The sequence below is a fragment of the Arthrobacter ulcerisalmonis genome, from assembly GCF_900609065.1.
GTDB classification, from domain to species: Bacteria; Actinomycetota; Actinomycetes; order Actinomycetales; family Micrococcaceae; genus Arthrobacter; species Arthrobacter ulcerisalmonis.
Window position 1 is genome coordinate 1 of sequence record NZ_UXAU01000018.1, and the last position, 25734, is coordinate 25734.

The 25734-nt window shown below is 62.5% G+C and carries 19 protein-coding genes and 1 tRNA gene; 2 read left to right on the forward strand and 18 right to left on the reverse strand.

Translation table 11 applies throughout. The features are described 5' to 3' along the window. The 8 genes from PSET11_RS05205 to PSET11_RS05240 form a co-directional block, all read right to left on the reverse strand. Positions 1–3846 (reverse strand): hypothetical protein (locus tag PSET11_RS05205; protein WP_124091056.1); only part of this gene is annotated, 3846 nt, incomplete at its 3' end. Positions 3847–3989: 143 nt separating this feature from the next. Continuing rightward, a complete protein-coding gene (gene tuf / locus PSET11_RS05210; RefSeq protein WP_124091057.1) occupies positions 3990–5180 on the reverse strand; it encodes an elongation factor Tu in 1191 nt (396 codons plus the stop codon). 243 nt (positions 5181–5423) lie between these two features. Next, on the reverse strand, positions 5424–7538 hold the full coding sequence (fusA, locus tag PSET11_RS05215; RefSeq protein ID WP_124091058.1) for an elongation factor G: 2115 nt from the start codon (positions 7536–7538) through the stop codon (positions 5424–5426). Positions 7539–7608: 70 nt separating this feature from the next. After that, positions 7609–8079, reverse strand: coding sequence for a 30S ribosomal protein S7 (gene rpsG, locus PSET11_RS05220; RefSeq protein ID WP_124091059.1), 471 nt, complete (start codon positions 8077–8079; stop codon positions 7609–7611). Position 8080: 1 nt separating this feature from the next. After that, positions 8081–8455 carry a 30S ribosomal protein S12 gene (gene rpsL, locus PSET11_RS05225; protein ID WP_018773658.1) on the reverse strand — a complete coding sequence of 125 codons (375 nt, stop codon included), beginning with the start codon at positions 8453–8455 and terminating at the stop codon, positions 8081–8083. Positions 8456–8778: 323 nt separating this feature from the next. Then, positions 8779–12678 (reverse strand): DNA-directed RNA polymerase subunit beta', encoded by a 3900-nt coding sequence (locus tag PSET11_RS05230; protein WP_124091060.1) that lies wholly within the window; start codon positions 12676–12678, stop codon positions 8779–8781. A 107-nt stretch (positions 12679–12785) separates the two neighbouring features. Then, complete coding sequence (gene rpoB / locus PSET11_RS05235; protein WP_124091061.1) at positions 12786–16295, reverse strand: DNA-directed RNA polymerase subunit beta; 3510 nt, start codon at positions 16293–16295, stop codon at positions 12786–12788. A gap of 429 nt (positions 16296–16724) precedes the next feature. Next, positions 16725–17207, reverse strand: coding sequence for a hypothetical protein (locus PSET11_RS05240; RefSeq protein ID WP_124091062.1), 483 nt, complete (start codon positions 17205–17207; stop codon positions 16725–16727). 227 nt (positions 17208–17434) lie between these two features. Between PSET11_RS05240 and PSET11_RS05245 the strand changes: the two genes are divergently transcribed. Both PSET11_RS05245 and PSET11_RS05250 read left to right on the forward strand, forming a co-directional pair. Next, the gene (locus PSET11_RS05245; protein WP_124091122.1) at positions 17435–18634 is read left to right on the forward strand and encodes an acetyl-CoA C-acetyltransferase; all 1200 of its coding nucleotides are present in this window, start codon (positions 17435–17437) and stop codon (positions 18632–18634) included. Further along, entirely contained in the window at positions 18634–19176 is a 543-nt protein-coding gene (locus tag PSET11_RS05250; protein ID WP_124091063.1) for an aminoacyl-tRNA deacylase, read from the forward strand. Before PSET11_RS05245 ends, PSET11_RS05250 begins: the two co-directional genes overlap by 1 nt. On the opposite strand, the gene rplL is transcribed toward PSET11_RS05250, so the two are convergent. The 10 genes from rplL to PSET11_RS05295 form a co-directional block, all read right to left on the reverse strand. Then, the gene (gene rplL / locus PSET11_RS05255) at positions 19169–19546 is read right to left on the reverse strand and encodes a 50S ribosomal protein L7/L12 (protein ID WP_124091064.1); all 378 of its coding nucleotides are present in this window, start codon (positions 19544–19546) and stop codon (positions 19169–19171) included. The two genes, PSET11_RS05250 and rplL, sit on opposite strands and share 8 nt — an antisense overlap. Positions 19547–19617: 71 nt before the next feature. Next, a complete protein-coding gene (gene rplJ, locus PSET11_RS05260; RefSeq protein ID WP_124091065.1) occupies positions 19618–20199 on the reverse strand; it encodes a 50S ribosomal protein L10 in 582 nt (193 codons plus the stop codon). 294 nt (positions 20200–20493) lie between these two features. Then, positions 20494–21624 carry a GNAT family N-acetyltransferase gene (locus PSET11_RS05265; protein ID WP_124091123.1) on the reverse strand — a complete coding sequence of 377 codons (1131 nt, stop codon included), beginning with the start codon at positions 21622–21624 and terminating at the stop codon, positions 20494–20496. Positions 21625–21631: 7 nt separating this feature from the next. Beyond that, a complete protein-coding gene (locus PSET11_RS16855; protein ID WP_238989040.1) occupies positions 21632–21991 on the reverse strand; it encodes a hypothetical protein in 360 nt (119 codons plus the stop codon). Between the two features lie 3 nt (positions 21992–21994). Beyond that, the gene (locus PSET11_RS05270; protein ID WP_238989041.1) at positions 21995–22771 is read right to left on the reverse strand and encodes a GNAT family N-acetyltransferase; all 777 of its coding nucleotides are present in this window, start codon (positions 22769–22771) and stop codon (positions 21995–21997) included. Positions 22772–22876: 105 nt separating this feature from the next. Next, on the reverse strand, positions 22877–23584 hold the full coding sequence (gene rplA, locus PSET11_RS05275) for a 50S ribosomal protein L1 (RefSeq protein ID WP_102975123.1): 708 nt from the start codon (positions 23582–23584) through the stop codon (positions 22877–22879). A gap of 178 nt (positions 23585–23762) precedes the next feature. Further along, a complete protein-coding gene (rplK, locus tag PSET11_RS05280; RefSeq protein ID WP_024365990.1) occupies positions 23763–24194 on the reverse strand; it encodes a 50S ribosomal protein L11 in 432 nt (143 codons plus the stop codon). Positions 24195–24323: 129 nt separating this feature from the next. Continuing rightward, positions 24324–25169, reverse strand: a complete 846-nt coding sequence (gene nusG / locus PSET11_RS05285) for a transcription termination/antitermination protein NusG (protein ID WP_124091066.1) — start codon at positions 25167–25169, stop codon at positions 24324–24326. A gap of 113 nt (positions 25170–25282) precedes the next feature. Next, positions 25283–25570, reverse strand: coding sequence for a preprotein translocase subunit SecE (secE, locus tag PSET11_RS05290; RefSeq protein ID WP_124091067.1), 288 nt, complete (start codon positions 25568–25570; stop codon positions 25283–25285). A gap of 82 nt (positions 25571–25652) precedes the next feature. Continuing rightward, positions 25653–25725, reverse strand: a tRNA-Trp gene (locus PSET11_RS05295). Between the last annotated feature and the right edge of the window lie 9 nt (positions 25726–25734).

The window sequence follows — 25734 nt, forward strand, 5'->3', positions numbered from 1 at the left end:
CGCCCCGCCTCCCCCGCCAGCCAAGATTCCGAGCCCGCTGAGCGTCAGCAGGCCCGCAGCAACAGCCAGATAGATTCGCCCCAGCCGACGCTGGCTGGATACGTACCGCAGCCCGGCCAGCACACCAGCCAGCAGCACGTACCACTGCAGCACCCAGAACGGATCCGGCAGGTTCTCCATCCGGAGCCCGGTGGCTTCATCCACGCGAAAGATAGTAGCCCGCTGCAGCGCTGCCACGACCACGACCGCGCCGATTTCCAGTGCAATCCGGCGCGACGGTGCCGGCACCTCAAGGACGGCAACCACGACGGCGGCGGCCACCACAATCGCTGCCGTCCACGACGTGGCATCCCGCCACAGCCCCGCGCCAGCCACCATCGTCAGGCCTACCAGCGCACCGCCCGCTAGCGACCAGCGACGGATGGGATCGTCGCGATACGCTGACTCGCGCAGCCACCTGGCCGCGAGCAGTCCGGCCGCAGCCAGGCCAGGTCCGGCCAGCCACGGCGCGTAGCGATTCCAGTTACTCCCCATGACGGGACCGACGGCAGTGCTGCCGAACAGCACATTGGTCACCAGTAGCGCCCCAACGAGGGTGGCCAGGACAGCAACTGGGTAGAGGACAGGAATCCGTTCCACGTGCGAGACGGTAAACGACACCGTTGCCACAACCAGGACAGCGGTTCCCACCAACCAGTCGGCACCCCAGGGTGCGAGCACGAGCCCCACCAGGGAATAGGTTCCAGCGGCAGCCAGCCAGAGCCAACGTTCCGCACCCGCTACCTGCAGGTCCCCTGCGAAGTGCTGCCGGCCGGCAACCCGCGCGGCGCACGCCGCGAGCCCCAACAGCAGAAGCAGCACCACAGTGCCGGCGTGATCCAGGAATGGAGCTGGAGCCAGCCTGACCAGCGGGCTCAACGCCAGGACGGCTCCCAGGATGGCGCCGACCCCAAAGAACAACGCACCTCGCGCGGCGAAGAGCCGGCGAGCCACCACTGCGGACAGCAACAGCAGGAGCCACTCGACGAGCAGCACCCAGCGGCCAGCATCGGCCGCGTCGCCAGCGCCACCGTAGCGCCAGGCAAAGGCGACCGGCAGGACCGCCTGCCCCGCCAAGGTAATCCACACCGCTGCCTGTTGGAACGGCACCTCAACGAGGCGGCGACGCATCAACCAGCGGAGCACGTGCTGCGCAGCCAGGACGGAAGCGAAGGTGAGCGAAACGATCGCCGGCGAGGCCCCGGCGTCGTACGTGAAAACAAGGGCAAGGGCAGCGGCGGATATGCGCGCCACCACGAAATACCACCCTTTACGCAGGGCGTGCGGCGCTGCAACCACCATCACGGCCGCGAAGGCGCCAAACCCGCCCAACAGGATCTCGATCAGCGGCATACTACCCAGCGAAGCGGCACCCAAAGCAAGGAAAGCCACTGGTGCAAACCATTCGGTACCGCGCCGCTCCCGCAGCAGGTAGCCAGCAGCCATCGCCGAGGCTGCGGCCGCCAGCAGGACGGCGAGTGGCTCCCATGTGCCCACGCGCAGCGGGGCCAGCAGTGCACAGCCCACCAGCTGCAGGGCAATCAGGATGCCACCATCGACCACAACTGCCTGCGGCGCAGTCCCCCGGATGGCAGCGATGAGCGGGAACGGAAGCTGTAGGGCCAGCACCAACACCAGCGCGGTTTCCGGCGCCAGCAGGTCCGGGACGTACTCGGCGTGGGCCAACAACAGGAACAAGGTTCCACCAAGTCGGCCCAACCACCAGTAGCTCCAACGGTGCATGAGCCTGGGCATCCTGACCGCAGTCAGCAGGAGGTAGCAGGTGAGCAGCAGCAGTCCGAACAGACCGGCCTCGGGCGTGAGCGCCACCAACGCCACGGCAATCAGCAACCCCGCCACGACCAGCGGCAGCACTTCGGCAATGCTCGCCTGCCACTCTAGCGAGCCGGTGGGACGGACCACCAGGAGTAGGCCACAAGCCAAGACCACCACCAGTTGAACCAACATGCCCGCGGTGGCAACCCAGGCAGGACCTTCAGCGATCAACACCACGCAGGTCGCCACGCCAAGGCCGGTCAACCCAGCCAAGCTGGCGTTCGGTGCCAGCGCGGGGAGGCTTCGACGCAGCATCATGACCGTTAGCACCTGCTGAGCCACTGCGGCTGCCAACAAGCTCGACCACACGACTGCAGGCTGCGGGCTGCCTGTGATCATGGCTGCCGCAATGACGGGGACCGCAGCCGTCACCGCCAGCCGCGCACTGAGATCCATCATCAGTGCCATGCTTGGCGCTGTTCGTCGCCGCACCAGCCAGTAACCGGCTGCGGCTGCCAGCATTCCGGCGAGGGCCCACTCCCCCGCGGGTGCTACCAGCAGCCCTGCCAGCACCAACGCCACGTGCGGCGCGAACTCGGCTTCGTTCAGCAGCTTCGCTGCGAGGACCATCCCTGTCAGCAGGACGAGCACCAGGGCCACCCACAAGGGAACGCCGCCGAGGGCCAGCCCGTCGATGTGGCGAATGCCCGTCACGGCGCCGAGTGCCGCTACCGCCAGGAACTGGGCTGCATACGTGCCCAAGGCGTCGAAGCGCCAACGCGTGGATTCCCACTCCTTCGAGGCCGGTGTTGGGCTGGGCGCCTTCCCTTGCTCCGTGCGGGGAGCCGGAAGCGGAAACCACACGCTCAACCGTCCTGCGGTGAAGGCAACAGCCAGCGCCTGCAGGCCAAGAAGCACGGAAACGGCGAACAACCCGTCGGTAGCGCGCCCAGTGACCTCAGTGACGCCAACAGCGGCAGCAATGCTCAGCGCTGCCCTCGCCGCGAGGTAGTTGAGAACTCTGGCACGGCTCGCAGGGACCATCGCAGCCACACCGAAGTACACGCCACAAAGGCCCATCACCAGCGCATACTCCGCACCTGAGATGAAGAGTGGAAAGGCGTTGACGGCTACTGCGACTGCGGGCACCACAAACGGGTGCAGGTCCGCCAAGGGCTTGACGTAAAGCGGTGGCAGCCAGCTCGGACGCAGTAAGGACAGTGCCGTCAACAGCACAGAAACGCCAATCAGCGCCACGAAATACCACACCAGTGCGGCCCCCAAGACGGCCGCCCCAGACCAGGCGCTGGACACCACGAACGTCAATGACAGGTAGGCCAGCACCTTGCTGTCCAGCCTCAGTGCGGCCACTGCATAGGCGACCGTGCCCACCACTGACGTAAGCAGCCACACCGCGGGCCCGTCACTCCACGCGAAGTTGAAGAGAGCCAGCCCGGAGACCGGGATCAACGCCAAGCCCGTTCCGGCGAAAGCCACCGCAGCAGGTTTGAGGCGCGGCACCCGGGCGTGCAGGATGAGCCCCGTCGCGTAGAACAGGGCTGTCACGGCGCCAACCCCGGCGAAACGCAGGGTCGACGAAAGGCCAGTGCCAATAAAAAGGGCGGCCGCTGCCACCAGAAGAAGGCTGGCCACATACAGGGTGATGTTGATGTTCTGCCGGTCCCTGCGGGCGCGTCGTTCGCGCTGCTGTGCCGGTGTTTCCCGCGGGATTCCTTGACGCACGACGGCGGGGGGCGGCACGGACGGCCGGCCCGCCGACGGTGCCGGCTGCGCGAACTGCTGACCCGCCGTCGTCGAGGGCTGAACAAACTGCTGACCCGCCGACGTCGCCGGCTGCGCGAACTGCTGACCCGCCGTCGTCGCGGGCTGAACAAAATGCCCTTGTACCAGAAACGCGGGCTGGGACGGTTGGCTCGGGACTACCTGGTCTTGGGCAACCTTGGCCAGCGCATCACGCCAGCCTTGCAAATGCCCGGCCCGATAGCCTGCCTCGTACGATTCGTCCCTCATGTCCGTAGCCTTTCAGGCAGCGCGCGGCAAAGCAATAAATCAAATGAATGGATTAACTGTAGCAAAGGAATACCCCGCTGCAAGGCAACGGGGTATTCCTTCGCGATCAACCGGCCAAGCCGGCGGATCAAATAGTCAGAAGACTACTTGACGATCTTGGTGACACGTCCTGAACCAACGGTGCGGCCGCCTTCGCGGATAGCGAAGCCGAGGCCATCTTCCATAGCGATGGGCTGGATGAGCGCAACGGTCATCTCAGTGTTATCGCCAGGCATAACCATTTCCGTGCCCTCGGGCAAGGTGATAACGCCGGTTACGTCCGTGGTGCGGAAGTAGAACTGCGGGCGGTAGTTGGAGTAGAACGGGTTGTGACGCCCGCCTTCGTCCTTGGAGAGGATGTAGACGTTAGCCTCGAAGTCGGTGTGCGGGGTAATGGAACCCGGCTTCACGACAACCTGGCCACGCTCAACATCGTCACGCTTCAGACCGCGGAGCAGGAGGCCACAGTTCTCGCCAGCCCATGCTTCGTCGAGCTGCTTGTGGAACATCTCGATACCGGTAACCGTGGTCTTCTGGACCGGGCGGATGCCGACGATCTCGACCTCGGAGTTGATGGCGAGGGTGCCACGCTCGGCGCGGCCCGTTACAACGGTGCCACGGCCGGTGATGGTGAAGACGTCCTCGATAGGCATGAGGAACGGCTTGTCACGGTCACGGATGGGATCCGGAACGGACTCGTCCACAGCAGCCATCAGGTCCTCAACGGACTTGACCCACTCGGGATCGCCTTCCAGAGCCTTCAGGCCGGAAACGCGAACAACAGGAGCCTCATCGCCATCGAAGCCCTGCGAGCTGAGCAGCTCACGAACTTCCATTTCGACGAGGTCGAGGAGCTCTTCGTCATCAACCATGTCGGACTTGTTCAGCGCGACCAGCAGGTAGGGAACGCCAACCTGGCGGGCAAGCAGAACGTGCTCGCGGGTCTGAGCCATCGGGCCGTCGGTAGCAGCAACCACGAGGATTGCGCCGTCCATCTGTGCAGCACCGGTGATCATGTTCTTGATGTAGTCAGCGTGGCCGGGGGCGTCTACGTGTGCGTAGTGGCGCTTCTCGGTCTGGTACTCCACGTGGGAGATGTTGATGGTAATACCACGCTGGCGCTCTTCGGGAGCTGAGTCGATCGACGCGAAGTCGCGCTTCTCGTTGAGAGTCGGGTACTTGTCGTACAGCACCTTGGAAATGGCGGCCGTCAGCGTCGTCTTACCGTGGTCAACGTGACCAATGGTGCCGATGTTGACGTGCGGCTTAGTCCGCTCGAACTTTGCCTTTGCCACAGGTTCCTCCTAGAACGTTTTCAAATGACATACCCTTCAACCGCGCTGATCGCGGCAGAAACTCAGGTAAGTCTACTTGGGGGGCTTTGGATTGGTGAAATTGCAGATTCAGGAACTAATACTAGTCCCCAAAGCTTGTTCGCGCAGGTGGCCGATTGGGCCGAAACCGTTTCGGCCACCTGCACCGGCTGCATCTTCCTGACGGAAGCGCACCCGAGTTTTTGTTTGCTGCGAGCGTTGGTACTACTCGCCGCGGTTCTTCTGGATGATCTCGTCGGCAAACGCCTTGGGGACCTCCGCGTAGCTGTGGAACGTCATGGAGTACACAGCGCGACCCTGGGTCTTCGAGCGCAGGTCACCGATGTAGCCGAACATGCCGGACAACGGGACGTGTGCACGAATGACCTTGACGCCCTGAGCATCTTCCATGGACTGCATCTGGCCACGACGGGAGTTGAGGTCACCGATAACTTCACCCATGTATTCCTCAGGGGTGCGGACCTCGACATCCATCAGCGGTTCAAGCAGGACAGGGTTCGCCTTGCGGGCAGCTTCCTTGAAAGCCATCCGGCCAGCGATCTTGAACGCCATTTCCGAGGAGTCAACATCGTGGTATGCGCCGTCGATCAACGTTGCCTTGATGCCCACCACCGGGTAGCCAGCCAAGACGCCGTCGTTCAACGCATCCTGGATGCCGGCATCCACGGACGGGATGTACTCGCGGGGAATACGGCCACCAGTGACCTTATTCTCGAACTCGTACAGCTCGCCTTCGGACGTGTCCAGAGGGCCGATGGCGATCTGGATCTTTGCGAACTGACCTGAACCACCGGTCTGCTTCTTGTGCGTGTAGTCGTGCCGCGCAACAACGTTCTTGATGGTTTCGCGGTACGCAACCTGCGGCTTGCCAACGTTGGCCTCGACCTTGAATTCGCGGCGCATGCGGTCCACCAGAATGTCCAGGTGAAGCTCGCCCATGCCGGCGATGATGGTCTGGCCAGTGTCCTCGTTGAGGGACACCTGGAAGGTGGGGTCCTCAGCCGAGAGCTTCTGGATGGCCGTGGAGAGCTTCTCCTGGTCACCCTTGGTGTTGGGCTCGATAGCAACCGAGATCACGGGCTCCGGGAAGCTCATGGACTCAAGCACGATCTGGTTCTGTGAATCACACAGAGTGTCACCCGTGGTGGTGTCCTTGAGGCCGATCGCTGCGTAGATGTGGCCGGCGGTAGCGCCCTCAACGGGCATTTCCTTGTTGGCGTGCATCTGGAACAGCTTGCCGATGCGTTCCTTCTTGCCCTTGGTGGAGTTGACCACCTGTGCGCCTGCTTCCACGTGACCGGAGTACACGCGAACGAAGGTGAGCTGGCCGAAGAAGGGGTGTGCCGCAATCTTGAAGGCGAGGGCCGAGAACGGCTCGTCGGAAGAAGGCTTGCGGGTCAGTTCCTTCTCTTCGTCCCGAGGATCGTGACCGATCATCGGCGGGACGTCGAGCGGGTTCGGCAGGTAATCGATGACAGCATCGAGCATCGGCTGAACGCCACGGTTCTTGAACGCGGAACCACAGAACACCGGGTAAAGCTCGGAGTTGATGGTCATCTTGCGGATGCCGGCCTTGAGCTCGTCAATCGAGATCTCTTCGCCTTCGAGGTACTTCTCCATGAGTTCTTCGGAGGACTCTGCAACGGCTTCGATAAGCGCTGCGCGGTACTCTTCAGCCTTTGCCTGCAGGTCAGCCGGGATCTCCTGGACCTCGTACTTGGCACCCATGGTGACGTCACCCTTGGAGTCGCCAGGCCAGACCAGGGCACGCATGTGCAACAGGTCTACGACGCCGATGAAGTCGTTCTCGGCACCGATAGGCAGCTGCATCACGAGCGGCTTGGCGCCGAGTCGGTTGACGATGGTGTCTACGGTGAAGTAGAAGTCAGCGCCGAGCTTGTCCATCTTGTTGACGAAGCAGATGCGGGGGACGTTGTACTTGTCAGCCTGGCGCCAAACGGTCTCAGACTGGGGCTCAACGCCTTCCTTGCCATCGAAAACGGCGACAGCGCCGTCGAGGACGCGCAAGGAGCGCTCAACCTCAACGGTGAAGTCAACGTGGCCAGGGGTGTCGATGATGTTGATCTGGTTGTTATCCCAGAAGCAGGTCACGGCGGCAGACGTGATGGTGATGCCGCGTTCCTTTTCCTGTTCCATCCAGTCAGTGGTCGAAGCGCCGTCGTGCGTTTCGCCGATCTTGTGGTTCACACCCGTGTAGAAAAGGATGCGCTCGGTGGTGGTGGTCTTGCCGGCATCGATGTGGGCCATGATGCCGATGTTGCGGACCTTACTAAGGTCGGTAAGCACGTCCTGTGCCACGGTGTCTCCCTTTCGGATGGACTAAACGTTCGCCGCCGGCCCGGTAGAGCCGGCGGCGTCCGTCAAGGTATTACCAGCGGTAGTGTGCGAAGGCCTTGTTGGACTCGGCCATCTTGTGAGTGTCTTCGCGACGCTTCACAGCGGCACCGAGACCGTTGGAGGCATCCAGGATCTCGTTGCGCAGGCGCTCGGTCATGGTCTTCTCACGACGGGCCTTCGAGTAGCCAACGAGCCAGCGCAGGGCCAGCGCAGTTGCGCGGCCCGGCTTGACCTCAACCGGAACCTGGTAGGTGGCGCCACCAACACGGCGGGACTTCACCTCAAGGCTCGGCTTGATGTTGTCCATGGCCTTCTTCAGGGCAGCAACCGGGTCTCCACCCGACTTTTCCTGAGCACCGGCTAGGGCACCGTAAACGATGCGCTCTGCGGTGGACTTCTTGCCGTCAACGAGAACCTTGTTGATCAACTGGGTGACCAATGGGGAGCCGTAAACGGGATCAATAACTAGCGGCCGCTTCGGGGCCGGACCCTTGCGAGGCATATTACTTCTTCTCCATCTTTGCGCCGTAACGGCTGCGTGCCTGCTTACGGTTCTTCACACCCTGGGTATCGAGGGCGCCACGGACGATCTTGTAACGGACACCCGGAAGGTCCTTCACGCGACCACCGCGAACGAGCACAATGGAGTGCTCCTGCAGGTTGTGACCTACACCGGGGATGTAGGCGGTGACTTCAATGCCACCATTGAGGCGCACACGTGCCACCTTACGCAGAGCCGAGTTCGGCTTCTTCGGGGTGGTGGTGTAGACGCGGGTGCAAACGCCGCGGCGCATGGGGCTGCCGTTCAGCGCGGGGGCCTTGGTCTTCTTGACCTTAGGCGTGCGGCCCTTACGGACCAGCTGGTTAATCGTAGGCACTCTCGTGTTCTCCGTTGGTTTGATCTCTACCGTCACGCTCGGGCGCCAGCCCAAGCACAAAAGTTTTGGCGTTGCTCTTTGCACCTGCAGCGTCTAAAACGTGCGTAGGCGTGCAAAAGCGTGGCATTCGTTGCGCACTTTACCCGCAACCCGGAAACAAGCTCCACCCAGCATCATGAGAACAAAACCAAAATGATGCTGCGGCGGCTATCATCCACTGCCACACAGAACAATTACACACAGTCTAACACGGTTGATTCGTGGCCCTTAAACGGGGTTGGTCCCGCACCATACGGTGCGGGACCAACCCCGTACTCTGGTGGCTAGCGGAAGTCGCTGCCCAGATCGTAGTCATCCAAAGGGATGGCGTGGAACTCAGGAGCTCCGTCGCCACCCAAGGTGTCGTACGAGAAGTCACTGAATGCGCTGGGGCCGGTGAACAGGTTGGCCTTTGCTTCTTCAGTGGGCTCCACGTTGATCTCCGTGTAGCGCGGGAGGCCCGTGCCGGCGGGGATCAGCTTACCGATGATGACGTTCTCCTTGAGGCCGAGCAGCGGATCGCTCTTGCCTTCCATGGCCGCCTGCGTCAGGACGCGGGTGGTTTCCTGGAAGGAAGCTGCGGACAGCCAAGACTCGGTGGCCAAGGAGGCCTTGGTGATACCCATGAGCTCGGGACGCCCGGATGCCGGTGTCTTGCCCTCGGATACCACGCGACGGTTCGCATCCTCGAACCGGCTGCGCTCGGCGAGCTCACCGGGCAGCAGATCCGATTCACCGGACTCGATGACCGTCACACGACGGAGCATCTGGCGGACGATAACTTCGACGTGCTTGTCGTGGATGCCAATGCCCTGGCTGAGGTACACGCCCTGCACTTCGTCCACGAGGAACTTCTGTGCTGCACGCGGACCCATGATGCGCAGGACCTGCTTGGGGTCGACAGGCCCGTTGATCAGCTTCTGGCCGACGGTGACGTGATCGCCATCTTCGATCAGGAGCCGTGAACGGCGAAGTACCGGGTAAGCGATGTCTTCGGTGCCGTCGTCGGGCGTAATGACCAGGCGCATCTGGCGCTCGGACTCTTCGATGGTAATGCGGCCGGCTGCTTCAGCAATCGGGGCGACACCCTTGGGAGTACGGGCTTCGAAAAGCTCCTGGATACGTGGCAGACCCTGGGTGATGTCGTCGCCACCACCGGCGGAGACAGCACCACCGGTGTGGAACGTACGCATGGTCAGCTGGGTGCCGGGCTCACCGATGGACTGTGCGGCGATGATGCCGACAGCCTCGCCGATGTCCACCGTCTTGCCGGTGGCCAGCGAGCGGCCGTAGCACAAGGCGCAGGTGCCGACGCTGGACTCACAGGTGAGCACAGAGCGGACCTTGACTTCGGTGATGCCGGCAGCGAACAGCTCGGCAATGACCACGTCGCCGCAGTCCGTGCCAGCAGCAGCCAGCACAGTGCCCTTGGAATCGACGACGTCGACAGCCAGGGTACGTGCGTAGGCACTGTTCTCGACGTTCTCATCCAAGACCAGCTCGCCGTTGGCGTCAGCGACGGCGATGGCCGTCACCAGACCACGCTCGGTACCGCAGTCCTCTTCACGAACGATGACGTCCTGCGAAACGTCCACCAGACGACGGGTCAGGTAACCCGAGTTGGCGGTACGCAGCGCGGTATCGGCCAGACCCTTACGGGCACCGTGCGTAGCGATGAAGTATTCCAGCACCGACAGGCCCTCGCGGTACGAGGACTTGATGGGACGCGGGATGATCTCACCCTTAGGGTTGGCCACCAGGCCACGAATACCCGCGATCTGGCGAACCTGCATCCAGTTACCACGAGCACCAGATGAAACCATGCGGTTGATCGTATTCATCGGGGAAAGGTTGTCACGCATCACCTGGGCGATTTCGTTCGTGGCCTTGTTCCAGATTTCGATCAGTTCCTGGCGACGCTCATCATCGTCGATCAAGCCCTTGTCGTACTGGCCCTGGATCTTGGCAGCGCGCTCTTCGTAACCGGCCAGGATGACCGGCTTCTCCTTGGGCACCTCGATGTCCGAGATGGCCACGGTGACGCCAGAGCGGGTTGCCCAGTAGAAGCCAGCATCCTTCAAGTTATCCAGCGTTGCCGCTGTCACAACCTTCGGGTAACGCTCGGCAAGATCGTTGACGATCGTGGACAGTTCGCCCTTGTCAGCAACGTTCTCTACCCAGGGGTAGTCAGCAGGCAGGGTCTGGTTGAAGATGACCTGTCCGAGGGAGGTTTCCACCAGCGCAACCTGGCCCGGCTCCCAATCCTCGGGAGCTTCCCAGCCTGCGTAGGGCACGAAGCCCTCGAGGCGGATCCTGACCTTGGAGTTCAGGTGCAGTTCGCGCAGATCGTAGGCCATGATGGCTTCCGCTACGGAACCGAAGACCCTGCCTTCGCCAGCCGAACCAACACGCTTGGTGGTCAGGTGGTAAAGGCCAATGATCATATCCTGCGAAGGCAGGGTGACCGGACGGCCATCAGAAGGCTTCAGGATGTTGTTCGAGGACAACATCAGAATGCGGGCTTCAGCCTGGGCTTCGGGGCTCAGCGGCAGGTGGACTGCCATCTGGTCACCATCGAAGTCGGCGTTGAAGGCGCCACAAACCAGCGGGTGAAGCTGGATTGCCTTGCCTTCAACAAGCTGCGGCTCGAACGCCTGGATGCCGAGACGGTGCAGGGTGGGTGCACGGTTGAGCAGCACCGGGTGTTCGGTGATGATCTCTTCGAGCACGTCCCAAACCTGCGGGCGGTAACGCTCAACCATCCGCTTCGCGCTCTTGATGTTCTGGGCGTGGTTGAGGTCAACCAGGCGCTTCATCACAAACGGCTTGAAGAGCTCCAGCGCCATCTGCTTGGGCAGACCACACTGGTGCAGCTTCAGCTGCGGACCGACAACAATGACCGAACGGCCGGAGTAGTCGACGCGCTTGCCGAGGAGGTTCTGGCGGAAACGACCCTGCTTGCCCTTGAGCATGTCGGAGAGCGACTTCAGCGGGCGGTTACCCGGACCAGTGACGGGGCGGCCGCGGCGGCCGTTGTCGAAGAGGCTGTCAACAGCTTCCTGAAGCATGCGCTTCTCGTTGTTGACGATGATCTCCGGAGCACCCAGGTCAAGCAGTCGCTTGAGACGGTTGTTGCGGTTGATCACACGACGGTAGAGGTCGTTGAGGTCGGAGGTCGCAAAGCGGCCACCATCCAACTGCACCATGGGGCGCAGTTCCGGCGGAATCACCGGGACGGCGTCCAGAACCATGCCAAGCGGGCTGTTGTTGGTGGTCAGGAACGCGTTGACCACTTTCAGGCGCTTGAGGGCACGGGTCTTGCGCTGGCCCTTGCCGTTGGCAATGATGTCGCGGAGCAGGTCAGACTCGGCCTGCATGTCGAAGTTCTCAAGACGCTTCTTGATGGCCTCGGCACCCATGGAACCTTCGAAGTACATGCCGTAACGGTCACGCAGTTCGCGGTACAGGCCTTCGTCGCCCTCAAGGTCAGCGACCTTGAGGTTCTTGAAGCGGTCCCAGACCTGCTCGAGGCGCTCGATGTCGGCGTCGGCACGCTTACGAACGTTCGCCATCTGGCGGTCGGCAGAGTCGCGGGCCTTCTTCTTGTCGGCTGCCTTGGCGCCTTCGCCCTCAAGGCGAGCAATTTCGCCTTCAAGGTCACGGGCAATCGCGGCGATGTCCGAGTCTCGGTTGTCGATGAGCTGCTTCTTCTCGATGTCGTGCTCAACCTGCAGGTTGGGCAGTTCCTCGTGACGCGAGTCTTCGTCGACGCTGGTGATCATGTAGGCAGCGAAGTAGATAACCTTTTCAAGGTCCTTCGGTGCCAGGTCCAAAAGGTAGCCAAGGCGTGAGGGGACACCCTTGAAGTACCAGATGTGGGTGACCGGTGCAGCCAGTTCGATGTGGCCCATGCGCTCACGGCGGACCTTGGCGCGGGTCACCTCGACGCCGCAACGCTCACAGATGATGCCCTTGAAGCGGACGCGCTTGTACTTACCGCAGTAGCACTCCCAGTCCCGGGACGGGCCGAAGATCTTCTCGCAGAAGAGTCCGTCCTTCTCAGGCTTGAGCGTGCGGTAGTTGATGGTTTCCGGCTTCTTTACCTCGCCGTATGACCAACCACGGATGTCTTCCGCGGTGGCAAGGCCGATTTGCATGAGGCCGAAGGAGGATTCGCTGGACATATGGTCCCTGTTCTCTCTTGTTCTCTAAATTCTGAAGTCTTGGGTTACGTCGAAGCGGGAGGTGGGGCACCGGGAAAAGCAGCTCGCTTTCCCCGGCACCTCGCCTGCTAGACCTCTTCTACGGAACTGGGCTCTGCACGAGACAGATCGATGCCCAATTCTTCCGCAGCCGTGAAGACTGCGTCATCAGAGTCACGCATTTCAATTGTGGTTCCGTCGGTGGAAAGGACTTCCACGTTCAGGCACAGTGACTGCATTTCCTTGATCAAGACCTTGAACGACTCAGGAACGCCCGGCTCGGGGATGTTCTCGCCCTTGACGATGGCTTCGTAGACCTTCACGCGGCCATGGATGTCATCGGACTTGATGGTGAGGAGCTCCTGGAGCGTGTAGGCAGCGCCGTATGCTTCGAGCGCCCACACTTCCATCTCACCAAAGCGCTGGCCACCGAACTGTGCCTTACCACCCAGCGGCTGCTGCGTGATCATGGAGTACGGGCCGGTGGAGCGCGCGTGGATCTTGTCGTCCACCAAGTGGTGGAGCTTCAAGATGTACATGTAGCCCACGGAGATCGGATCCGGGAACGGCTCGCCGGAGCGGCCGTCGAACAACCGGGTCTTACCGGAGGAATCGATCAGGCGATCGCCGTCGCGGGTGACGTTGGTGGAATCGAGCAGGCCCGTGATTTCTTCTTCCCGGGCGCCGTCGAACACCGGCGTTGCAACAGTGGTCTGGCCACTCTCGCGCGGCAGGTTCGGCAACTGCTTGACCCACTCGGGCTCGCCCTCGATCTTCCAGCCGGTCTTGGCGACCCAACCGAGGTGCGTTTCGAGGACCTGGCCCACGTTCATACGGCCTGGAACGCCCAAGGGGTTCAGGACAATGTCAACGGGGGTACCGTCGGCAAGGAAGGGCATGTCTTCGATCGGCAGGATCTTGGAGATGACGCCCTTGTTACCGTGACGGCCGGCGAGCTTGTCGCCGTCGGTGATCTTACGCTTGGCAGCCACGTAGACGCGGACCAACTGGTTCACGCCCGGAGGCAGCTCGTCGTCGTTGTCACGATCGAAGACGCGGACACCGATGACGGTGCCGGACTCGCCGTGCGGAACCTTCAGGGACGTGTCACGCACTTCGCGGGACTTCTCGCCGAAGATGGCGCGCAGCAGGCGCTCTTCCGGGGTCAGTTCGGTTTCGCCCTTGGGCGTGACCTTACCTACCAGGATGTCGCCGGCTTCGACCTCTGCACCGATGTGGATGATGCCGCGCTCGTCCAGGCCGCCGAGGACTTCCTCGGAGACGTTGGGGATGTCACGGGTGATTTCCTCGGCACCAAGCTTGGTGTCGCGGGCATCAATCTCGTGCTCTTCGATGTGGATGGAAGAGAGGACATCCTCGGCAACAATGCGCTGCGAGAGGATGATGGCGTCCTCGAAGTTGTGGCCTTCCCATGACATGAATGCCACGAGCAGGTTCTTGCCGAGGGCAAGCTCACCCTGGTCAGTTGCGGGGCCGTCGGCAATGATGCCGCCAACCTCGAGGCGCTGACCTTCGTTGACCAGGACGCGGTTGTTGTAGCAGTTGCCCTGGTTGGAGCGCGCGAACTTGTTGATGCGGTAGTTGGTTTCCGTGCCGTCGTCGTTGAGCACAATGACGAGTTCGGCGGAAACCTCGGAGACCACACCGGCCTTCTTGGCGATGGTGACGTCGCCGGCGTCGACAGCTGCTGCACGCTCCATGCCGGTGCCCACGAAAGGAGCCTCGGAACGGACCAGCGGCACGGCCTGACGCTGCATGTTGGCACCCATGAGTGCACGGTTTGCATCGTCATGCTCCAGGAACGGAATCAGGGCCGTAGCCACTGACACCATCTGGCGCGGGGAAACGTCCATGAACTCGACCTCGTCGGCGGGAACGAGCACGGGCTCGCCTCCACCACCACGGGCGCGGACCAGGACGGTCTCTTCGGCGAACTTCTTGTTCTCGTCCAGCGGCGCGTTTGCCTGGGCGATCAGCACCTCAGCCTCGTCGTCTGCGGTCAGGTACTGGACGCTGTCAGAAACAACGCCGTCCTTCACCAGGCGGTACGGGGTTTCGATGAAACCGAACGGGTTGATCCGACCGTAGGAAGCCAACGAACCGATCAGACCAATGTTGGGGCCTTCAGGAGTTTCGATGGGGCACATACGTCCGTAGTGGGACGGGTGCACGTCACGAACTTCCATGCCGGCGCGGTCACGGGACAGACCACCCGGGCCAAGCGCGGACAGGCGGCGCTTGTGGGTCAAACCCGACAGCGGGTTGTTCTGGTCCATGAACTGCGAAAGCTGGGACGTTCCGAAGAACTCCTTGATCGCAGCAACCACGGGGCGGATGTTGATCAGGGTCTGTGGCGTGATCGCTTCGACGTCCTGGGTGGTCATCCGCTCGCGGACAACGCGCTCCATGCGGGACAGGCCGGTGCGGACCTGGTTCTCGATGAGCTCGCCCACGGCGCGGATGCGGCGGTTGCCGAAGTGGTCGATGTCATCGATCTCGACGCGGAGGTCGTGATCCTGGCCATCGCGCTTGCCGGTGAGGGTCTTCTCGCCAGCGTGCAGCGCCACGAGGAACTTGATCATGGCAACGATGTCTTCAACGTGCAGGACCGAAGCTTCCTTGTCGCCAAGGGAGCGGTCAATGCCAAGCTTGCGGTTGATCTTGTAGCGGCCAACCTTGGCCAGATCGTAGCGCTTGGAGTTGAAGTACAGGTTGTCCAGCAGGGACTGGGCAGCCTCGACTGTGGGCGGCTCGCCCGGTCGCAGCTTCCGGTAGATGTCCAGCAACGCGTCTTCGCGGGTTTCGGTGGCGTCCTTCTCCAGGGTTGCCCGCATGGAGTCGTACTGGCCGAATTCTTCGAGGATCTGGCCTTCGGTCCAGCCGAGTGCCTTCAGCAGCACCGTGACGGACTGCTTGCGCTTGCGGTCGAGGCGAACGCCGACCTGGTCGCGCTTGTCGATCTCCAGCTCAAACCATGCACCGCGGGACGGGATGATCTTGGCGGTGAAGATGTCCTTGTCACTGGTCTTGTCCGCGGCGCGCTCAAAGTAAGCGCCCGGGGAACGGACCAGCTGCGAGACAACGACACGCTCGGTGCCGTTGACGACGAAGGTGCCCTTCTCGGTCATCAGCGGGAAGTCACCCATGAACACGGTCTGCTGCTTGATTTCGCCCGTGTTGTTGTTCATGAATTCGGCCTTGACGTACAGCGGAGCCGAGTACGTAGCGTCCCGGTCCTTGCACTCAGCCATGGTGTACTTCGGGTCAGCGAACTCCGGATCGGAGAAGCTCAGGGACATGGTGCCCTGGAAATCCTCGATCGGGGAGATTTCTTCGAAGATGTCCGACAGGCCGGACGTCGTGGCGACGCTGAGGTCGTTTTCTTCGACAGCCTTTGCCACGCGTGCCTGCCAGCGCTCGTTGCCGACCAGCCAATCAAAGCTGTCCGTCTGCAAGGCAAGGAGATTCGGAACGTCAAGAGGTTCGTGAATCTTTGCGAATGAGAGCCGGCGAGTGGCACCATCAGTGCTGTCGGCGGTGTTAGCGGTTTCGTTATTAGAGGTGCTCGAGGCGACCAAGAGGGATCCTTCCACAGACCTTCAGGCGTTTTCAGATCTCCCCCGCTGGACGCTGCGGAATGAATCCGCAGTGCTACCAAGTCCGGTTCCGCTATATGACCCGGGGCCGGCACTGGACATCCTGTGACGTTGTCGACGGCACGTTGGAAGCCAGCTGCCAGGCAAAAGCCCACCGCTATATGAAGGCTGAAGGTAAACAGGGAAGACGCAAATATCTACATTACGGCAAAGCAGCCTACCTGTCTACCCCACTTCTGGCTGGATTGCAAGCACCGGTCCTGCCGACCAATTTCCCGCTGCCGCTCCCCTGCCGTACCCCCGTGCACGCCGAGACAAGGCTTCACTGTGCAGGGACAGTCCCTGCACAGTGAACTCTGCCGTCAGGGTGCAGAGCGGCCCGCGCTTGGGCGGCTGGGGACGGTCAGTGGATCAGAGCTGGAGCGTGACCCCTGCTTCGGTGCAGGTGCCAGCGTTCGCAAACACGGCGTCGCGCACGGCGTCTTTGGAGGCCTGCTCCGGCTGCCCACCCGAGCCCGCTGCGCTGGAGCGGTCGATGGCCAGCAGTCCCAGGGCAGCAAACAAGCCCTCCAGATCGCCAGCCTCGCTACTGCCAGCAACGGCCTCACGGGCGGTGCCGGCCGCGCGGTAGATTTCCTCGAACCCCTCTGCGTCTGTACCCTCCAACGCAGCGTATTCGGCATAAAGGGCGTTGAACTGCTCGCAGACCTCTTTGGCGTTCGACGACGGCGCTCCAGTCGTCAGCGCTCCCTGCGGGGCCGAAGGGGTAGGGTTCGGCGATTGAGCGGCAGCGCTGGAGCCCAAACCCTCCTCCGACGGTGCCGGGGTAGCCACCGAACACGCAGAAACTCCCAACACCCCTGCCAATGCGGCCAGAACCAGGATCTTCCTCAACGTACGCTCCCTTCGTGCGGCCAGCGGGCGGACGGTGCCCCCGCGAAACTTCCGCCCTCAACCCTACGCAGGGCGCCGCCGTCGTGCACGCCGTGACCATGGGCAGCTCTCCCCTACCGTGGACCGCAGGACTGCCCGGCCACGTCATTGGGGGCTGTGAATGGCTGCGTGACGGTGATCACGATAGCCTTAGGCACGTGAATCGGACCGGATCGGAAGGCATCACCATGGGTCAATCCCCAGACAACAGTGACGTTGTCATTTTGGCAGCAAAGCGCACTCCACAGGGCCGAATCAACGGCCAGTTGGCCAGCTTCACCGCCGTGGACCTTGGTGCCCGGGCCATCAAGGCAGCACTTGATGCCAGCGGGGTGAAAATCGGCGATGTAGGCGCCGTCATCATGGGTCAGGTCTTGCAGGCCGGCGCGGGCCAGAACCCCGCACGGCAAAGCAGCATCGCCGCTGATCTCGGCTGGAACGTGCCAGCCGTGACCGTCAACAAGGTCTGCCTCTCCGGGCTCAGCGCCATTATCGACGGTGCCCGGCTGATCCGCTCAGGCGAGGCGGAGGTTGTGGTGGCGGGCGGCCAAGAGTCCATGACCCGCGCGCCGCACCTGCTGCCCGGATCCCGGCAGGGTTGGACCTATGGCTCCATCCAGGCCCTCGACTCGGCGGCCCACGACGGCCTGACGGACGCCTTTGACGATGAGTCGATGGGCTTGTCCACCGAGACCCGAAACCTCACCCTTGGTATTGACCGGACCTCGCAAGACACGGTGGCTGCACTCTCGCACCAACGTGCCGCACTGGCCGCCAAGAACGGCGTGTTCGACGACGAACTCGTGCCGCTGAGCGTGAAGCAGCGCAAGGGCGATCCCCTGCCCGTGACCGCCGACGAAGGAATCCGGCCCAACACCAGCGTCGAATCGCTGGCTGGCCTGCGGGCCGCCTTTGCCACCGACGGCACCATCACGGCAGGGAATTCCTCCCCACTGTCCGACGGCGCTGCCGCCGTGGTCCTTGCCAGCAGGGGCTATGCCGAGGCGCATGGACTTGAGTACCTGGCGGTGGTGGGAAAGCCCGGCCAGGTAGCAGGACCGGACAATTCACTGCATTCGCAGCCCTCACATGCCATCGCGGCGGCTTTGGCACGTGCCGGCTGGACCACCGGCGACCTGGACTTCATCGAAATCAACGAAGCGTTCGGGTCGGTGGCCGTGCAGTCACTGAAGGATTTGGACTACCCCATGGAACAGTGCAACATCCACGGCGGCGCGATCGCGTTGGGGCATCCGATCGGCGCCTCGGGAGCCCGGCTGGCTGTCACGGCTGCGCACGAACTGAGCCGGCGCGGCAAGGGCAAGGCCGCCGTCGCGCTCTGCGGTGGTGGCGGTCAGGGCGAAGCGCTGCTGCTGTTCCGCGACTGATGGCGGGAGTACCGCTGGACGGACGCGGGCGGTTCCTGGCTGGTGCTGACCAGCTGGGGCTGCAGGTTGAGGTGGTGGCGCGTCCCGGCGCCCGCAGCCTCGAGGAAGCCGCCGCACTCCTGGGAATCCGGCCAGCCGACGTCGTCAAATCCCTGGTGGTCAAGCGCAAGGATGGGACGTTCCTATTTGCCCTGATCCCCGGTGACCGTCAAATTTCCTGGCCCAAGCTGCGGGTACTGGTAGGCGTCAACAAGCTGTCCCTGCCTGCCGCGGAGGTGGCGTTCGAGGCGACCGGCTACGAGCGGGGAACCATCACCCCGCTGGGCAGCAGCCATCCGTGGCCTGTCTATGCCGACGCGTCAGTGGCCGGCAAGCGGATCTCCATCGGCGCGGGGGCGCATGGGTTCAGCGCGTTCGTGGGCGCAGATGCGCTGGTGGCTGCATTGGGTGCGGTGGTAGCGGACATCTCTGACACCAGACGCAGAAAACCCCGCCCACAACCGTGGACGGGGTTTTCCGAGGAAAAGACGAACGTTACTTGACGGTAACGGTTGCGCCGGCAGCCTCGAGCTGCTCCTTTGCCTTCTCGGCAGCTTCCTTGGTGACGCCCTCGAGGACGGCCTTCGGAGCGCTGTCGACAACGTCCTTGGCTTCCTTCAGACCCAGGGAAGTGATGGCACGAACTTCCTTGATCACTGCGATCTTCTTTTCGCCAGCAGATTCGAGAACGACGTCGAATTCGGTCTTCTCTTCTGCTTCTTCAGCAGCTCCGCCACCGGCGGGGCCCGCAACTGCAACAGCAGCGGCGGTTACTTCGAAGGTCTCCTCGAAGAGCTTGACGAACTCGGAGAGCTCGATGATGGTCAGTTCCTTGAAAGCTTCAATGAGCTCTTCGTTGCTGAGCTTCGCCATGGTAGGCGTCCTTCCTGTTGTGGTGATCGCGGCACAAGGGCCTGATCACCGGAGTCTTATGGGGAGAAGAGTTAGTTCTCTTCGGCTGCGGGGGCTTCGGCGGGCGCTTCAGCTTCTGCGGCGGGGGCTTCTTCAGCGGCGGGAGCCTCGGCTTCTGCCGGTGCACCGTTCTCTTCTTCAAGCTTGAGGCGCAGTGCATCGATGATGCGTGCAGCAGCAGCAGCGGGTGCCTTGAGAATGCCAGCGACCTTGGCGAGCTGGAGCTCGCGGGACTCGAGGGCAGCCAGTGCGGCGACCTCGGTGGCGTTCAGTGCCTTGCCCTCGAAGTAGCCAGTCTTGATGACAAGCTGCTTGTTGGTCTTGGCAAAATCCGTCAGGCTCTTGGCAGCGGCAACTGCGTCACCCTTGATGAACGCGATTGCAGTGGGGCCGGCAAGCTGGCCGTCAAATGCTGCGACGCCTGCTTCCTTGGCTGCAATGGCGGTCAGGGTGTTCTTGACGACCGAGAACTTGGTGTCCTGGCCGAGAGAAACACGCAGCTGCTTGAGCTGTGCAACGGTGAGCCCACGGTATTCGGTCAGGACAGCGGCGTTCGATTCGTTGAAATCGTTAGTGATCTCAGCTACTGCTGAAACCTTGCTAGGCGTTGCCATAACACTCCTTCCGGGGATAGTGCCGGTATTTCGACGGTCCCCTCAGGATCGCTAAACAAAAAAACGCCCCGCGCAGATGCACGGGGCTTGGCTCAACGCGGATAAACCGCGGAACTTTGCTTCGTTCACCTGCGCCGGCCGCCCTGCGTGAGGGGCCTTCGTCCGGAAACCAACTTGATCCCCCGCACACAACTGCAGAAGTGAGCGATGCTCAGGAGAGTGGATTTCCAACAACCGACGGTCTTTGGTCATCCCAGCTTACGGGAGGTACGCCGCCTGCACCAAATCGGCGGTTCAGGTGGAACTGGTCATGGTACTGGCCCGCAGTAGTGGAAGTTCCTTCTGCCAGATCCCCGTCACGCCGGCCGTGCTGAAACCAAGTTGCTGGTTCACTGTCAGCAGGTAGCGATTCTCCGGCGCGTTCCAGGTGTAGATCACCCGCGCGTCGGGGAACTGCTCGGTCAGCCGTTGCATGTTGGCCACCTTGATCAGCAGGCCCAGCTTGTTGCCGCGGTGCTCCTGGAGTACCAGGGTGTCGTCCTGGAAAACCACGTCAGTTCGGTGCGCCAGCACGCTGATGGTGGTCAGGCCAACCAGCGAATCGGAGGCGAGATCCTCCACGGCGGTGACCACCGTGCGCCGGCCCTGGGCAATGGTGACCTCCTCCGCCTCGCGGAGGATGCCGCCGTCGAACACCATATCCTGCTCCACCGGCACGCTCAGGGAAGGGTCGACGTCGGCCCCCGCCTGGTTCTCCAGGGTCGCCACAGCCTCCAACCACTGGTCCGGGCAGCGGTCGGTCCAGTGGTGCAGCTGATACCTGCCGTGGTTCGCATCGTCCGCCTCCGCCTGCAGGTCTGCCACGAGTTTGGTGTCCAGGGGCAGCGCGCAGGAGCTGAACTGCTCGATGTGCTGCAGCGTGTAACCGGTCTTCTGCGCGAATTCGACTTCACGGCTCTCCAGCGGCACGAATCCACGGCCCGAGCCGGGCACCAGCTGGGCCTCCTCAAACTCGTGCAGCGATGCACCGGGATGGTTGGTGTCCACGAGGATCATGCTGCGCCCCTCGCCGCGGACCAAGTGCTCGGCAGCGAGCAGCAATTGCCGCCCCACACCTTGGCGCTGGTACTCGGGCAGGATATCCAGGGTGAACTCGGCCACGTCAAGGTTGTCCGTCAGGGGCAGCGCAATATCCACCGCACCGACGATCTCGCCTGCCACCTTGGCAACCAAAATCAGTTGCCGTTCGTAGGGGTCCTGCAGCTCCAGCAGTTTTTCCAGTGGACCATAGGCGAGGTCATCGCTCCCCCACGTCTGCATCCGGACTTTGCGGCCCACCTCGACGGCGGCCAGGAAGTCAGTAGCATCCGCCCCGTCCAGGTTGTCCGGGATCCACAGCTGCTCGATCGTCACCTCACCTGCCATTGGCGCATCACCCCAGCCGTTTCTGCCACTCACCTTCATAACCTGCTGGCATGAATCCAAGGGCGCCATTTATCGCCAGCATATGCTGGTTTTCGCTGGCGTTCCATGTCAACGCGACCTTAGCCGCCGGCCAGCGCTCCTGGGCTCGCCGAAGGTTGGCGATCTTAACCAGCATGCCCAGCGCGTGGCCACGGTGAGCGGCCACCACCAAGGTGTCATCCTGCAGGACGGCCGCGGGAATGGCGGGGCGCCAGATCAGCACGGTGTAGGCGACCAGATCGCCACTTTCGCGGTGCTTGGCGGCAGCCACGACGGACTGGGTACCGGCAGCGGCCAGCGCTTGCTCGCCGTGCCGGACCCGCGCCACGTCTCAGTCTTCCCGCCCCCAATCCATGCCGGCAGTGGGCACGTCAACGCTCATCTGCGACTTGAGGGCGGAAAATTTGATGGCGAGCTCGTCCGGGCAGACGTCGTCCCAGCAGATGACCTCATAGTCGGTGCTCCTGGCGCGGGCATCGGCCTCCCTGCTACTCAGCAGCTCCGGCGGCACGGGCAACACGAGTTCGCTACTGCGCTCCACCTGCTCAAGGTCATACCCTGAGGCCAGCGCAAACGCCACCGCCGGGTCAGCCAGAGGCAACCCACCACTGCCGGACTTGGCCGCCACAGTGTCACCCTCCGGGCTTAGGTCCTCAAGCGGCCCTTCAAAATGGCCGCCCAGGGAAGTGCGCCCCCGATCGCGGGCGATGGCTTCAACGTGTTTGAGCAACTGCGCCCCGAATCCGCGCCGACGAAAGGCCGGCGCCACCAGCACGTCCAGTCCGGCAGTGGTGGTGTTGTCCCGCAGTGGCAGCTCCACAGCGCACATGCCCAGCACGTTATGACCCAGGCGTGCTATAAAAAGTTGGCGTTCCTCGTACTCTGTTCCCCGCCAGAACTCGGCTGATTCAGCCCAGGCCAGGCACCGGCTCAGATTTCCCCATAGCTCCAGGTGCTGTGCCTCCACCAGTTCCCGGCACAACGCGAAGTCGCGTCCGACGGCGGCAGTTCCGGTTTCGCGGCCCGGCTCCGGGATGCGCACGGCAGTAATCTGCACGCCAGCGGCAGCGCTGCTGGCCGGGGTGTGCGGGGCGTCCTGGTGGACCATGAACCCAGCTTAGGCCCACAGTCTCGGCGGGTTAACGAAAAACCGCCCGGCACACGTGCCAGGCGGTTTTCGTTGTCCGGATGATGCCACCCGTATCCAGAGGACTTATGCCTCGGTGAGTACCTTGGTGACGTTGGGGTCCACGGAGATGCCGGGGCCGAACGTGGTGGCAACAGTTGCCTTCTGGATGTAGCGACCCTTGGAAGCGGAAGGCTTCAAACGAAGCACCTCTTCCAGGGCAGCGGCGTAGTTCTCGGCGAGCTTCAAGGCATCGAAGGAGACCTTGCCGATGATGAAGTGCAGGTTGGAGTGCTTGTCGACGCGGAAGTCGATCTTGCCACCCTTGATGTCGTTGACAGCCTTGGTGACGTCGGGGGTCACGGTGCCGGTCTTCGGGTTCGGCATCAGGTTACGGGGACCCAGTACCTTACCGAGGCGGCCAACCTTGCCCATGAGGTCGGGGGTGGCCACGGCTGCGTCGAAGTCGGTCCAGCCGGCGGCGATCTTTTCGATCAGGTCGTCGGAGCCAACGAAGTCGGCGCCGGCAGCGATAGCTGCCTCTGCCTTGTCGCCCGTGGCGAAGACCAGAACGCGGGCAGTCTTACCGGTGCCGTGGGGCAGGTTGACCGTGCCGCGGACCATCTGGTCAGCCTTGCGGGGGTCCACGCCGAGGCGGAATGCGACCTCAACGGTGGCGTCAAACTTGGACGGGTTGGTGTCCTTGGCGAGGGTTACGGCCTCGAACGGTGCGTAGAACTTCTCCGCATCGATCTTGGCGGCTGCTGCCTCATATGCTTTGCTGCGCTTTGCCATGCTGCTATTTCTCCTTGTGCAGTTGTGGTCTGCGGACCGCGCTGGGTCCTGCCACAGTCGGCGCCGTCCCGATTCCTCGGTGACGGATTGACCGACATTTCAATGTTTCAGTGGTGCCGGTTTCCCGGCGGCGCCGCCCGTCGTCGTCAATTGCCCAACGGTGGGCAGCAGATGCGAACTAGCCTTCGACGGTGATGCCCATGGAGCGGGCGGTGCCGGCGATGATCTTCGCTGCGCCTTCGAGGCTGGTGGCGTTGAGATCTTCCATCTTGGTGGTGGCGATCTCGTTGACCTGAGCCTGAGTCAGCTTGGCAACCTTGACGGTGTGCGGGGTGGGTGAACCCTTGGCGACGCCTGCAGCCTTTTTGATGAGCTCAGCGGCCGGCGGGGTCTTGGTGATGAACGTAAAGGAACGGTCCTCGTAGACAGTGATTTCTACCGGGATGACGTTGCCGCGCTGGGCTTCCGTTGCAGCGTTGTACGCCTTGCAGAATTCCATGATGTTGACACCGTGCTGGCCAAGCGCAGGACCGATAGGCGGTGCCGGGTTGGCGGCGCCTGCCTGGATCTGCAGCTTGATGAGGCCGGTGACCTTCTTCTTGGGAGCCAATGTAGGGTCCTTCTCTCAATATCTTCCTATGGCACAGGAGCGTGCCTTAGGTTTGTGGCCGCCATGGCGAGGCGGCCGGCCGTTCCCGCCCTGCTAAGCCGGCAGGTCAGGAACGAATTCTTTGGAAAATCAGATCTTGGTGACCTGGTTGAACGCCAGGGTGACAGGCGTTTCGCGCTCGAAGATGGAGACCAGAACCACCAGGGTCTGGGATTCGACCTTGATCTCGGAGATCGTGGCGGGAAGGGTCTCGAAGGGGCCCTCCTTGACGATGACGGACTCGCCAACTTCGAAGTCGATGTCCACCGGAGTCTGGTGCTGCTTGTTGACCGGCTTTCCCTTTTCGGCCTGCTCTTCTTCGAAGACGGGGGCCAACATGGAGAAGACCTCGTCGAGACGCAGCGGAACCGGGTTGTGCGCGTTGCCAACGAAGCCCGTCACGCCGGGAGTGTGGCGAACGGCGCCCCAGGAGGCGTCGGTCAGGTCCATCCGGACCAGTACGTAGCCGGGGATGCGGACCCGGTTGATGACCTTGCGCTGAGCGTTCTTGATCTCAACGACTTCCTCCATGGGCACCTGGATCTCGAAGATGTAATCTTCCATGTCCAGGGTCTGGATACGGGTCTCAAGGTTTGCCTTGACGCGGTTTTCGTAGCCGGCGTAGGAGTGGATGACGTACCAGTCACCTTCCTGGCGGCGCAGCTTGGCCTTGAATTCGTCGGCCGGGTCGACCTCTACGACGGGCGCCGCAGCAGCCTCGTCGTCGGCACCTGCCTCGGAGTCGTCGTCGGCCGCGTCAAAGTCAGCGTCCGCAGCGGCGTCGTCCGAGTCATCCTCGGAAACGGCGTCGTCAGAGCTGGCGTCAGCGGATTCGGGCGCGGAGAACTCAACCTCAGACTCGTCCCCGGCTACTGCCGTGACGTCCGTGGACTCTGCGTTCTCAGTCTCGGTTACCTCGAGCTCCTGCTCAGACACTTGGTCTCCTGCTTCCTCATTGCCTAACATGCCTATTTAAACGGCTCAATTCCGCACGCCGATGTTTTCTCCCGATTTCCCGGAAGAACAGTCAGCCTGCGGAGCGTTCAGCCTTAGCTGTCCGTGGAGCCGGTACCGCCGAAGACCCAGCCGACAGCGGTTCCAAAACCGATGTCCAGCAGGCTGACGATGACCATCATGATGGCCACGAACACCAACACCACGAGCGTGTAGTTGATCAGTTCCTTGCGGGTGGGTGCCACAACCTTCTTCAGCTCGCCGATGATCTGGCGGACGAAGAGTGCAATACGGGCGAAGATGCTTGCCTTGGCAGCTTTTTTCTTAGCCGGGCGTCCCTTGGAGCTGCTGGCAGCTGTTTCGGTCACCTGGTCCTCGCTCATCTTTGCAATGGTGGATTACCCGGCCCTGATCAGAACCATGGTTGCTGCGCTTGCCCCAGGCTTTCACCCGGGACAGCTTGCGCAGGGCAGACAGGACTCGAACCTGCAACCTGCGGTTTTGGAGACCGCTGCGCTACCAATTGCGCCACTACCCTATGGAGCAG

What these genes read in the sequence shown, in the direction of transcription:
- rpsG (WP_124091059.1), bottom strand. Translation starts at nt 8,079, where the DNA reads ATGCCTCGCAAGGGTCCGGCCCCGAAGCGGCCGCTAGTTATTGATCCC.
- PSET11_RS05230 (WP_124091060.1), bottom strand. Translation starts at nt 12,678, where the DNA reads ATGTCCAGCGAATCCTCCTTCGGCCTCATGCAAATCGGCCTTGCCACC.
- PSET11_RS05245 (WP_124091122.1), top strand. Translation starts at nt 17,435, where the DNA reads ATGGGTCAATCCCCAGACAACAGTGACGTTGTCATTTTGGCAGCAAAG.
- PSET11_RS05250 (WP_124091063.1), top strand. Translation starts at nt 18,634, where the DNA reads ATGGCGGGAGTACCGCTGGACGGACGCGGGCGGTTCCTGGCTGGTGCT.
- rplL (WP_124091064.1), bottom strand. Translation starts at nt 19,546, where the DNA reads ATGGCGAAGCTCAGCAACGAAGAGCTCATTGAAGCTTTCAAGGAACTG.
- rplJ (WP_124091065.1), bottom strand. Translation starts at nt 20,199, where the DNA reads ATGGCAACGCCTAGCAAGGTTTCAGCAGTAGCTGAGATCACTAACGAT.
- PSET11_RS05265 (WP_124091123.1), bottom strand. Translation starts at nt 21,624, where the DNA reads ATGGCAGGTGAGGTGACGATCGAGCAGCTGTGGATCCCGGACAACCTG.
- PSET11_RS05270 (WP_238989041.1), bottom strand. Translation starts at nt 22,771, where the DNA reads ATGGTCCACCAGGACGCCCCGCACACCCCGGCCAGCAGCGCTGCCGCT.
- rplA (WP_102975123.1), bottom strand. Translation starts at nt 23,584, where the DNA reads ATGGCAAAGCGCAGCAAAGCATATGAGGCAGCAGCCGCCAAGATCGAT.
- secE (WP_124091067.1), bottom strand. Translation starts at nt 25,570, where the DNA reads ATGAGCGAGGACCAGGTGACCGAAACAGCTGCCAGCAGCTCCAAGGGA.